The 12,083-nt window shown below is 36.4% G+C and carries 11 protein-coding genes; 4 read left to right on the forward strand and 7 right to left on the reverse strand.

From position 1 onward, the window contains the following. Positions 1-506: 506 nt before the first annotated feature. Positions 507-1,618, forward strand: a protein-coding gene (locus TY21_RS09090; protein WP_130589511.1) for an IS3 family transposase whose coding sequence is annotated in 2 segments (ribosomal slippage) — positions 507-780 and positions 780-1,618 — 1,113 coding nt in all. Because the reading frame shifts where the segments join, the coding sequence is not laid out codon by codon here. A gap of 666 nt (positions 1,619-2,284) precedes the next feature. On the opposite strand, the gene recA is transcribed toward TY21_RS09090, so the two are convergent. The 4 genes from recA to TY21_RS09110 all read right to left on the reverse strand — a co-directional run bounded on the left by recA (position 2,285) and on the right by TY21_RS09110 (position 7,198). After that, positions 2,285-3,355: a recombinase RecA gene (gene recA / locus TY21_RS09095; RefSeq protein ID WP_039386525.1), complete on the reverse strand. Its 1,071-nt coding sequence runs from the start codon at positions 3,353-3,355 to the stop codon at positions 2,285-2,287. A gap of 224 nt (positions 3,356-3,579) precedes the next feature. Next, positions 3,580-4,863 carry a toxin-antitoxin system YwqK family antitoxin gene (locus tag TY21_RS09100; RefSeq protein WP_052354271.1) on the reverse strand — a complete coding sequence of 428 codons (1,284 nt, stop codon included), beginning with the start codon at positions 4,861-4,863 and terminating at the stop codon, positions 3,580-3,582. A gap of 5 nt (positions 4,864-4,868) precedes the next feature. Continuing rightward, a complete protein-coding gene (locus tag TY21_RS09105) occupies positions 4,869-5,384 on the reverse strand; it encodes a hypothetical protein (protein WP_232044357.1) in 516 nt (171 codons plus the stop codon). Positions 5,385-5,509: 125 nt separating this feature from the next. Further along, the gene (locus TY21_RS09110) at positions 5,510-7,198 is read right to left on the reverse strand and encodes a pilus assembly protein PilM (RefSeq protein ID WP_042238483.1); all 1,689 of its coding nucleotides are present in this window, start codon (positions 7,196-7,198) and stop codon (positions 5,510-5,512) included. 122 nt (positions 7,199-7,320) lie between these two features. On the opposite strand from TY21_RS09110, the gene TY21_RS09115 reads away from it, so the two are divergent. The 3 genes from TY21_RS09115 (at position 7,321) to TY21_RS09125 (ending at position 9,022) form a co-directional block, all read left to right on the forward strand. Next, positions 7,321-7,572, forward strand: a complete 252-nt coding sequence (locus TY21_RS09115; protein WP_039386519.1) for a YggT family protein — start codon at positions 7,321-7,323, stop codon at positions 7,570-7,572. After that, positions 7,569-8,612 carry a tRNA dihydrouridine synthase DusB gene (dusB, locus tag TY21_RS09120; protein WP_042238485.1) on the forward strand — a complete coding sequence of 348 codons (1,044 nt, stop codon included), beginning with the start codon at positions 7,569-7,571 and terminating at the stop codon, positions 8,610-8,612. Before TY21_RS09115 ends, dusB begins: the two co-directional genes overlap by 4 nt. 110 nt (positions 8,613-8,722) lie before the next feature. Beyond that, positions 8,723-9,022 carry an acylphosphatase gene (locus tag TY21_RS09125; protein ID WP_042238487.1) on the forward strand — a complete coding sequence of 100 codons (300 nt, stop codon included), beginning with the start codon at positions 8,723-8,725 and terminating at the stop codon, positions 9,020-9,022. Between the two features lie 1,087 nt (positions 9,023-10,109). Here TY21_RS09125 and TY21_RS09130 read toward each other — a convergent pair. The 3 genes from TY21_RS09130 to TY21_RS09140 form a co-directional block, all read right to left on the reverse strand. Further along, entirely contained in the window at positions 10,110-10,562 is a 453-nt protein-coding gene (locus TY21_RS09130) for a hypothetical protein (RefSeq protein WP_042238489.1), read from the reverse strand. 649 nt (positions 10,563-11,211) lie between these two features. Beyond that, complete coding sequence (locus TY21_RS09135) at positions 11,212-11,424, reverse strand: hypothetical protein (protein WP_042238491.1); 213 nt, start codon at positions 11,422-11,424, stop codon at positions 11,212-11,214. A 187-nt stretch (positions 11,425-11,611) separates the two neighbouring features. Further along, positions 11,612-11,914, reverse strand: coding sequence for a metal-sensitive transcriptional regulator (locus TY21_RS09140; protein ID WP_042238494.1), 303 nt, complete (start codon positions 11,912-11,914; stop codon positions 11,612-11,614). Positions 11,915-12,083: the final 169 nt, after the last annotated feature.

A 12,083-nucleotide genomic window follows, 5' to 3' on the forward strand; every position in this document is an offset into this window, starting at 1 on the left:
CTCAAGAAGAAACCCTATTTTTTGGCTATTTAGGAATTGCAGAATCATTTCTTTGGCTCTCCCTTAACGTAGGTAAACAGCCCTAGCTACATCTATGATTGTTATACTCTCTTTACTTTAACAGCTTCTAGCCATGTTTCTTTTTTGCCATGGCGCTTAATTCCTTTATTGTAAGATAAGAGGTTACAAATATAATTCCTTCTTTTCCCAACTCTTCTATCTCTATCGATCTCTTTTTTATTTAGAGTTAGGAAAAGGCTGTTTGTAATCTCAATAATTACACCTTACGTAGTTTTTCTATACAATATTAACATTTATTTAGGACGATCGCTTCGCCAGAACTTTGGACAAGCTAGCAAACTTTAATGCAGCTGTAGCCTATAAATAAAGTATCAAGGCAGCTGAAAAAATGGCTAGGTATAGTGGCTCCGCTTTTTTGGACAAAGTTTAAGTAAGAAACTTTCCCTCAGTTTAAAATAAAAACTTAATATTAAAGAGGAAAAGTTATGTCCACAAAAAGAAAAAGACACTCGTCGGAGTTCAAAGCAAAAGTTGCATTAGAAGCATTTAAAGGGTTCAAAACCATTAACGAGCTTGCTACAGAATATTCGGTGCATCCAACTCAAATTTCTCAATGGAAAAAGCATCTCATAGAAGCTTTACCCGTACTCTTTAGCAGCATGGATAAAGTTAATAAGACAGATCAAAAGTTGGTTGACAACCTTTATCAACAGATCGGGCGTTTAAAGGTTGAGTTAGATTGGCTTAAAAAAAAACTATACTGACAAGGCTTGAAAAGCGCTCTTTAGTTGACCGTCAATCAAAAGAGATTTCAGTAGAAAGACAATGCGTACTTCTTGGGATAGAACGATCTACCTATTATTATCATCCAAGAGAAGAAAGTGAGTTCAACCTTAAAATAATGCGCTTGATAGATGAAGAATATACCAGGCATCCTTTTTATGGATCTAGAAAGATGACTATTTGTTTGCATAATCAGGGTTTAAAAGTAGGTAGAAGGCGGATTAGTGGGCTTATGAGATTAATGGGTATTGAAGCCATCTATCAAAAACCGAACTTAAGTAAACCTAATGCTGAGCATCATATATACCCCTATTTATTGAGAGGCTTGCAGATAAATAAGTGTAATCAAGTATGGAGTACGGACATAACGTACATACCAATGAAGAAGGGATTTTTATATTTAACAGCGGTGATGGATTGGTACAGTAGATATGTTCTTTCTTGGCGCCTTTCAAATACGCTAGATGTTGATTTTTGTATTGAAGCTGTAAAAGAAGCATTTTTAAAAGGTATTCCAGAGATTTTTAATACAGATCAAGGATCACAATTTACAAGCAACAGGTTTGTAGATTTTGTTAGAGGAAAAAATATTGCTTTTAGCATGGATGGAAAAGGAAGAGCAACAGATAATATATTTGTAGAGCGTTTGTGGAGGTCAGTCAAGTATGAAGATGTATATCTGAGAGATTATCAAGACGGACTTGAGGTTTATCAAGGACTTACCAGATATTTTGAGTTTTACAATAAAAACCGTCCCCATCAGTCTTTAAAATACAAGACCCCAGCGGAGGCATATGGAATAATAATTAATTAGGTGAAAATGAAAAAAGTAAGATAAGATAATAGGCGTAAAACCAACATGGTCATTGAAACTCCAAGCTACGTAAAATTCGAATTAAATTTTGGAAGAAGATGATTAATGTTGTATCGAACAAACCTTAAAAAGGTAGAGTTTCTTACTTAATTTTGCAAAAAACTGTCTAAACAACCGAAGCCACCACAAGGGGAATATGAAGAAAATAATAAAGCTACAGGCTAGAGGATCAATAGGAATTGTTAATGGATGCCTTGGTAAGCCATGAAACCTGTATTGATGGAGACGAATCAAAAGCTTTGTTTTATTTCTCAAGGTAAAATCTGTAGGCCAAAGTAAATATTTATCGATAGGATATAGCGCGAAATAGGTAAAGTCAGAGGCTGCATTATACATTCTCTTAACTTAACATTTATATGCTTTAAAAAACTATAGACGCTTGAAAAATTAAGACGGTATATCCAACCCTCTGAAAGCTGTTCCATCAGCTAAGGAGCTTTCACTTATAAAACATGCGACTGCAGAAGGTGCTTCTTAAGAACGTATTATTAAAAATTGAAGGGAAGATTTTATTTAAAAAAGGTGGAATGCAAAAAGGACTTTTGCCTACTTTGGCAAAAGTCCTAAATGAAAAGGGCCATAAGCCTTGCGGCTTAAAGATTACAATTAAACTTCCATAAGCTCTGCTAAAGATTCTTCAGCTTCGGAGGCTTTACTTGTTTTGGCGGCAATCTTATTATTAAGATGCTCTAATACTAAAGTTTCCAGTTCTTCTAGCAACTTGGTATTATTCTTAAGCTCTTCTCTAACGGCTTCTCTACCTTGCCCTAGACGCTGGCCTTTGTAGCTAAACCACGCACCCTTTTTATCTACAATATTGTATTCAGCTGCCATGTCAATAACTGTTCCGGTGCGAGAAATGCCCTCGTTGAACAGAATATCAAACTCAGCAGTTAAGAAGGGAGGGGCCATTTTATTTTTTGCTACTTTGACTCGTACGCGATTACCAATCTCTACATTTTCATTTCCTTTAATTCCTGCTGTACGACGAATATCCAAGCGTACAGAAGAATAAAATTTTAAAGCTCTTCCACCTGTGGTGGTCTCAGGGTTGCCATACATGACCCCAATCTTCTCACGAATTTGGTTAATAAAAATAGCGCAAGTGTTGCTTTTAGCTAGAGCAGATGTTAGCTTCCGTAAAGCTTGGGACATCATACGTGCTTGCAAACCTACGTGAGTATCACCGATTTCCCCCTCAAGCTCTGATTTAGGCACTAAGGCTGCTACAGAGTCGATGATAATTACATCGATAGCATTCGAACGAGCTAATGCTTCCGCAATGTTTAAAGCTTCTTCTCCGCTATCAGGTTGGGAAATTAATAGATTATCAATATTAACCCCGATCTTAGTCGCATAGCCAGGGTCTAAAGCATGCTCTGCATCAATATAAGCCGCTACACCACCATTACGTTGCGCATTAGCAACTATATGTAATGCTAAAGTAGATTTACCTGAAGATTCAGGCCCATAAATTTCCACTACGCGTCCTCTGGGAACTCCCCCAATGCCTAACGCTACATCTAAAGAAAGGGCGCCAGTTTTAATTACACTAATTTCTCGCTCGGAAGAGTGTTTGCCGAGCGACATAATGGCACCATCGCCAAATTGCTTTTTAATTTGGCTAACTGCCAAATCGAGTGCTTTTTTACGTTCTGCATCGTTAGCTTGAGCCATAATAATCTCCAATTTTAATAAAAATCCAAAGAAAGAATAATAAATTTATACGAATAGATAAAGAGAAAAAGCATGAATGCTTGGTATGAAAAAATTGATTTGCCCAAGCATTTTTTTTAAGTTTTTTACTGATTAATTAAAAGCTATTTTTTTAAGAAGAGAGCGTCTTTCAACGGTAGCTAATTTATACCTTATAAATAAGAAAAAAGCAAGGAAAAATTTAGCTATTCCTGAGGCTTCCCATTATAATAATGAATTTTTCGAATAAAACGGCCCTCTCCATCATAAAGAGTAGCTACTCCTTGGCCATTTAAAATTTCGCTTATCGGATTTTTATCCCCTTTTTTGTAATATTCACCTTTCATAATTAGGTCTCGGTCATATTCTTCGATAAGCATCAAACTTCCATCTTGATACCAAGCTGTAGCTAACCCATTGCGTTTATTATTGACTATTTCTCGCTGACTCTCGATGCTACCATTTTCATACCAGGTTTTTACATACCCATTAATTTTACCTTGATACCAATTGATTAACAATTTGGGACGCGCCTCTTTTAAGCCTTTTAAAAGGAAATACTCATATTCTTCCCCATTTTTTAAGCCATTTTCTATATGATAAAGGCGCTGAAGGCGATTGCTTTCATCAAAAATTTTTACTTTACCTTGTAAAACTCCTCCTTGAAATTGCTGTAATTCTTGCACATTTTTTTTATTAAAGATGGCTCGATATCCTTCGCCCTCGATAATTTCAGCTATAAGACTACCTTCTCTATCAAAATATTGGCCAGTAACCAATAGTCCTTGGTCAAAATGTTCCTGAGCTGCAATTTTTTTTGGCGGCCAGTAGCGTATAGCTTCACCATGGCGAGCTCCGTTGCAAAAAATGATCGTTTGTAAAAGTTGGCCATTATCAAGATAGTATTCTGCTATGCCATTCGCTTGATTCTTGTGAAAAGGAATACGTTTCCATATCCTTCCATTTGGATGATAGTAAATAGAATCTCCTTCTAACAAGCCCTTTTCATAAGTTATTTCTGTCTGAATGTTACCATTTTCATCCCACGCGCGTGCGCATCCTTCAAATTGCCAGCTTTTTTCAGCGCTAGATGTTAAGTCTGCAATCCCTCCAATAAGAGTAACTTCAAGCTTTAAAGTGCCATCTTTATACCACTCTCGGTAAAACCCATAAGCACGATTGTTGACAGCTTCTAAATATTGCCGAGGCTGTCCATTTTCATAGTAGGTAGTAATATAGGCTGGAGAGCTTCCTTGGCTATCTTTTTGATAGACTCTTAAAACTTTTTGATAAGGTTGAGCTCCTAGAAAATTTACATTTTCGTATTGATTCAAGCGCTCTTTATTGGTAATAGTCTCATTAAGCCCATTGCGATCAATTAAGTTGATGCTAATTAAAGCTGGCTGTTCATCCCTGAGGCTGGTAGGTATACATCCATGAGCTATACAGACAAGAAAGATAAGAAGTGGTAGGAATTTAAGTTGTTTCATAAAGTCTAAAGAAATTCTCTTTTTAATAGTTTTAAATCTAGGCTGAAAGCTTCATTATTTTCGGAAATATTTTTTCTATTAATTTTGAAATCTAAAATAAGAAGTTGAGGGGGATGAGAAGGAGGAGCGTAGGGTCCAATAGGGATAGCTTCAATGCGAGATAAAATTTTTTGGATATCTTCCACATCCACTTCCACAGGATGGACAAGTGTTTCGGTAGTTTCTTGAAAAAGAGGATAGGACTGTACGATCCCTTCAGTAAAGGCTAAGCTATTATTATTAGTTAAATATTCTAATCTTTTTTTTAAGGCATCATCGAAAGCAAAATTTTTGTTGTTTTCAAGTTTTTGGAGACTTTCAATTTCCGCTTCAAGGAAAACCAAGCTTTCCAAATATTTATCAATATAATGATGATCAGCTTCACGAAAGTGCTGGATAACAGCCATATTGGTGGCTTGCTTCTTTTCACGCATGATAGCTGTGTCATGGGTGCAATGAATAGTCTCTTTCAGGTGATTCAACTTTTCTAATTGTGAATAAAAATGCAGAGCCACAAAAATTAAGGGCAGCAATCCGATGAACAAACCATAAAAGAGAAGTCGCTTACGAGGAATATTTTCTAACATTTTAATTATTTTTGTTATCCTTATGAAGAAGAGGAATAAAGAGTTTTATCTTTTAAGTAAAACGATGTTCTATAGCGACCATGGCTGCTATTCCATTTTACTTCTCCTTTAGGATCTACGAAGGAATTGGGCTCAATCAATACATCATGGAATTCGCGTGCTTGCTTGGGTATCGAACTTGTAAACTCAATTTCAACTTTTACCTGATATTTTTCCTGCTTCTTATGTTGTTCTGGTCTTTTAACTAAAGCGTAATGAAAGCTCTCTATTTGAATCGGTGGTAAAGGAAGTTTTTCCCCTTTACATTTTCCTATAAGGACATCTTGTGTGCTTAACCAGGCTAAAACATCGCTTACTTTAGGAACGATCGGTAAAAGGGGAAAAATATCAGGGTTACTCTGTAAGTTTTTTTCAAGGTAATGGACTCGTTCTAAAAGATCTTTTTCAGAGAGCTCTAGAATGTCTTTAGCTTGGCTATCAGAAGCATTAAATAAAGAGTTATTTCCTTCGTAAGAGCTCTCAAAATTAGCGTAGGGCTTATTCATAACCTGTAAGAGTTCAATATAATCTTGCCTAACCTTATCGAGATGATAAGCAAGATAAGATTGAGTAAATATATATAAAGCTAAAGCTAAAGCGATACATAAGCCTGCATAGGCATATAAAGATTTAGTCAATCTTTTCCAAGGATGAGGATAGGAAAATTCCTGTTTACGAAAATTAATTTTGTCTTTTAGAAGAGGAAGACCCGCTAAAGCTATGCCTAAGGGCGCTGCAAATTCTTGCATTTTATCCACAGTTAATTGAGGGAAAATCTCGGGTTGGGGAAAAATTTGTTGCATTCTTAAATCTGAAGCTAAAGAGGCTCTTAAGTTGGGAATTAAAGAAGTGGAACCGGTAATTAATAATTCTTTAACTTCCTGTCCCCTGGCTTGTTTGGAGAGAGAAAAAACTACACGTTTAATTTCTAGACGCAAACTTTCCCAAGCTTGGTAAGCAGGAACGGCTTGATTGGCGCCCAGTAAGTTACCGTGAGGGTCAGCAAAATTAATCGAACCATCTTCTTCTTCTATCAAGGCTTCTTTAAATGTTTGTACGCCTCCTAAAATGGACTGAGCAGCTATAAGCTTGGAATCTTGTATAAGTACGGCTGTAGATTGCTGAGTACCAAGATGTATGATACAATAAGGGTTAGGCGAAGGCACGCAGGTTATAGCAAAATTGTATAAAGCAGCGGGTAAAGCGGTAATAACCTCGGGTTCTATTCGAAGCGGGGAACAGCGTTGTAGATGTTTTTGGATGTAGTCTTTACGGGCTGCTAAAACAGTTAATAAAGACCCCTCTTCTGAATGGCCAATCTTAAGATAATCTAAGACAGCATGATCTGAAGGATAGGGTAGCAGAGGTTCGGCTTGAAAAGCTAATACTTGTTCTATATCTTTTTCTTTTTTTAATTTTATTTCGAGGTGGCGTATAAGCACTTCGGGGGTATCTAACGCTGTGATTACTAAATCTTTCTGAAGGCTTTTTTGCAAATCAGGGTGCTCTTCATAAATGTAAAGCGGATTTACATTATCAAACTCTCCTGTTATTTCAAAAAGCTTGCTAAAAGTGGGCTTTCCTTTATTGTAGGTTAGTTGAATGCCCCTCAAAACGGTTTTTTCTAGCTCCAGGCCTAATGTGATAGAAGCCTCTGGCTTATCCAACATGCGCTTTTTCCTAAGCTTAAAATATTCCCAAATAAAGGTCCTATTATAGGTTAAAGTTCTTAGACAGAAAAGACTTTTTTTTATATATTAGAGTCCTAATAATTTACTACCCCTTATTTTTTATGTGGCTTATTCCTATCGTTGATCTGCTTTTTCAAATCTATATGCTGATGCTTTTTGGCAGAATTATTTCTTCTTGGGCACCGCAACTCATGCAATATAGATTTATGCAATTTATAGCTTTCTATACAGATCCTTATCTTAATCTTTTTCGAAAAATTATTCCTCCTTTCGGAATGGTGGATATTAGCCCCATTCTTGCTTTTTTTAGCCTAAATCTTCTTAAAGATTTAATTATTTTTTTAATTCGATGAAAAATAGAACATCATTTCTCCAGGTGCCTTTTCAGCTAGGGGCTATTCAGCTTCCTAATAATATCTTCTATGCACCTTTGGCGGGATGCTCTGATTATCCTTTTCGTCAAATGTCAGCTAATTATCATCCGGGATTGATATATTGTGAAATGGTCAAAATGGATGCCCTGGTGCGCTTTGACCAAGGAACCTTTCATATTTTGGATTATGCTCGCCGAATGCATCCTATTGGAGGGCAAATCTGTGGAAGTAAACCAGAAATTGCCGGCCAGGCTGCAAAAATTATTGAAGATTTAGGTTTTGATGTTGTCGACTTAAATTGTGGCTGTCCTGTCGATAAGGTGACTAAGGATGGAAGTGGATCTGGAATGATGAAAAATCCTGCCTTGATTGGAGAGGTTTTAGAAAAAATGGTGGCGGCTGTTAAGATTCCGGTGACTGTCAAGATACGAGCTGGATGGGATGAAAATCTTATCAATGCTCCTTTGATCACACAAATAGCAGAGCAAGCCGGTGCAAAAGCTATATGTATTCATGGCCGTACACGCCAACAGGGTTATCGAGGAGCGGCCAATTGGGATTGGATTAAGGCATGCAAAGAGGTTGCAAAATCGATCAAAATTATTGGCAATGGAGATCTATTTGATGCCTTGGCTGCAGAGAAAATGTTTGAGCATACCGGCTGCGACGCCATCCTTGTCTCCCGTGGAACTTTAGGCCAACCTTGGATCGTAGAAGATATCATTAGAAAGCTTCAAGGGGAAGAGCCTAGGAGTCGTACTTTAGAAGACTGCCGACAGGCCTTGCTTGAGCATTTCAATTATACGATTAATTATCAACAGACACGCCGTGCTGTGGTAGACATGCGTCGAGTAGGGTGTTGGTATCTAAAAAAATCTGCTGGAACACGAGCTTTTAGGGAACAAATAAGTAGAGCCGAATCAATAGAGCAGGTACAAGATTTGATTTTAAACTTCCCTCTAGGGGAAATGAATGAAAATGAAATTAATGATCAATCAGAAGGTGAGATATCTTGTTAAAAAAATTGGCAATCTTATGAAGATATTATTTAAACTTAAAGACATTCAGCCCACAGAAAGGGGCGGGTTGTCAGCAGCGTCCTCTATGATAACCTCTTAAATTATAAAAAATGAACATATTGAATCCTTTCCACGAGCTATTAGAATTACATGTTTTAGTCTCGGGACACGTGCAAGGTGTCGGTTTTCGATCAACTACCCTTCATTATGCCTCTCAACTGGGACTTACAGGCACCGTGCGTAATCTTAAAGATGGAAGAGTAGAAATTATAGCACAAGGTCCTAAGGAAAAATTAGAAAAATTGCTTTCTCTCCTTCAAGCATACTTTGGAAGTAGCTATATAGCATGCTTAGAAGTTAATTATAGCCAGCCTTCTACCTCTTATTCGCAATTTCAAATTATCTCCTGAGAAGTTGCCCTGAGGCTTATTCTCTCCTTAACCTAGTCCTAAATATTGAGTTATAAATTGCAGCTTGCGAAGGTGTAGGTAACTATTCTTAATCCGTTGATAACCTCTAGTTTTTGTTTATTCATGCTAAAGTTCTCTCTATTCTCCAGCTTTGAGGAAAAACATTAGATTCCTTCTGTTAAGAAATACACACGGCATTCCAGCTTTCATAGAGAAGCCTGTCTCCTACCTAGCGTTTTTTTTCTTCAGCTTCCTTACCCTAATTTTAGCCCGTGGCTTTTATCTCTTCTTGATAGCCTTGATCTACCCATACTTTTTCTAAGCATTTGCATTGATTGCTATTAAAAAGTCTTCTTAAGTCTTCTTTATCAGAGAGGCTGGCTGCTGTTAGATGGCAACCTATTAAAAAACCTTTAAATATTTACTGAAAATTGTCTTTCTCTTCCTCTAATTTTTTCCCTCCCTCCATCTTAGCCTTTTAGACTGCCATGGCTTGCATTTTTCATGCTCTGACTATCCCTTAAGTCTGCTGGCGGCCCTTCTTTTTTTCCATTGACATTCTTTTCTTCTTGCATGGGTATGTATCCATCTTTTCAAATTTCCCGGTAAGCTTCCGTCTAGGGAAATCATTAAACATACCTTTCCCGGGAGGAAAGTCATGAGGAAGCTATCTTTATTAGCATCCTGGATGATTTACCTAAAGAATAGCAACTAATATGCCTTGTTTGGAAGGGGCATAAAGTCTTCTTCCATAGAAAACAGAAAAAAATATGCTTGATTCCTTCCCATTCTTGGTCGTTCAAATCTTCAGGATAGCTAAGCATTATGCTTCTTCTGCAGTTAAATTTGCTTTTATTTTATCAAAAAAAGGGGCGGGCGCTTTCTTATAGGCGTCTTGATCAGCTCTCTCTTGCGGGCATATACTTAAAAGCTGTTTTCAAGGAAAGAGAAGCCTTCAAAGGCTAATTTTTTTAAAGGAGGGAATAAACGAAGTTTTTTAAACAAAATTATTAAGAGTTTTTTCTATAGGGGTGGCTTTGTTTAGGCTTTTCTCCAGCAAAAAATTTAATATTTATATAAAAAATTATCAAATTTTTATTACCAAAAAGCTTGGAGAGAAAGCTAAAGGTGGGTAAATTATTCCTATAAGATAGCGTACTCTAGAGGCCAATATGCCAATAGGAGACAAGGCTAACGCTAATGATAGATCTAACGCATATAAGGTAAGTTTTTTAATATTTGCAGCTTCATTCAACACATCCTGTCGCTTTATAGGCTTTCTTTTCCAAATCTTCCCTAAACATTTTGTAATAAGATAGAGACTTAAGCTAGCCACAGTGGCAACTAAGCTTGCAACAGCTCCAACTTTTCTCCCTACTTTAAATAAAGCTGTGATTGGGGAACTGATTAATTGAATAAAGCAGTAAACTCTCCCTTTCCAGTTAGCCTGCTTGTAAACGCTGGGTACATTTTGTCCAAAATCCTCTCTAAAAGGCTTTAAGACCTGGTAGCTTAATAAAAATTCATTCTCTAAGTCCATTAATAAGCCCTTCGCATTTTGTTTATTTAAAATTAGATGTCTTGTAATTAATTAGATTTAAATTTTCCTTAAAATAACTACCTAGGTAATTTAAGCCTTTGAGCCATGCACTTACGCTTTTTGGCATACAGGGCTAATAACTCGTTTCCTCAAGCAAAGCTATCTTAGAATCTTACCACTTAATCGAATGATTGTTAAGGCCCCTTTAAATTTAGATACTTACTCCAGTTTTATTTGTTTTTTTATTTATTGCAAGGGAAAATTCTTTAGCTTTGTTCTTTATAAGCAACTCATTCTGAAACTTTTCAGGTCTTTTTCTGGTAGCTGCACCGCATCTTAAGAAATTATCAACCTTCTAAAAGTGTTGTATGGAGCTAGAAAAGCTAACAAGCGTAAGGATCCTCAACGTGCATTAAACCCCGCTCTTCAAATAAACCTTTTTTTGAAGCTCATCCTTTTAATTCCTATTTCCTTAACTTTCTATGATATATAGAAAAGGGATGCCTTTTATTAATTATAGAAAGCTTGGCTTAAGTGGATAAGCATTGTATCCATTAACGATTTTAAGAGAGCATTTTAGAAATGTCTTTTTTTCTTTAAACATTTCTAAAATGCATATAGAAAGGGAATAAGGAGATTCTCAAGGATTTTAATTAGCAATACTAGAATTTTTTTCTTGAGAAGATTCTTCCCCTGTAGCGGTCGGGGATAAACCGTGGCATCCCGATTTAGCATAACATCCACAATGCTTATCTTGAGTGCAAGTACACTGTGAGCACTCGCAGTTATTTATAGCTGGAGCAGCAGTAAGAAAACTAGCTGCTAAAAAAGAAGCACCTAAGAAACTTAGTAAAATTTTCATGTTTTTTTCCTTTTTTAAATTATTAATTAATTCTAATTATTATTTTTAACGACTCTAAAGACTCTAATTTTCCCCCAGATCAATCACTGCCCTGCTCCCCATTCATTTTGATTGCGGAAAGGCTCGCGTGATAATGAAGATGTTTCCTCCCTTCTTATGCTATCTCGAATTACTTTATGCTTAAAATTCAATCAAATCGTTTAATCAATATTCTAATCTCTTCAATTTTCTTTTTTTGCTCTTCTTGATTTTGAGAAAGGCAGGCTTCGGTCACGCAGGAGGATAGATGGTTATCCAAGATCCGCCTTTCAATGCTTTTTATAGCTGAACGGATAGCTCTAAGCTGAGTTAAAATTTCCGGGCAATACCTTTCCTCTTTAATCATCTTTTTTATCCCTTCTAACTGCCCGCTTATTCTATTTAAATGCGAGAGTTGATCATGATAAGAGGGGGGCTTGGCTTGTGTATGTTCACCCTTTAAATTTTTCATAAATACTTTTTGTGTTATAAAGATATACCCTACCCCCCTAAGGTATCAAAGTAATCAAATCCATGTCAACAAGAATGAATTTTTTCATCAACTCTCTCTTCAATTTTCTTTTAGCCAGACGTTTTTTAATCCAACTATTTCTACCATTTAAAAGAGCTTAAACTAAAAA

The sequence above is a fragment of the Neochlamydia sp. S13 genome (genome assembly GCF_000648235.2).
Lineage (GTDB): Bacteria > Chlamydiota > Chlamydiia > Chlamydiales > Parachlamydiaceae > Neochlamydia.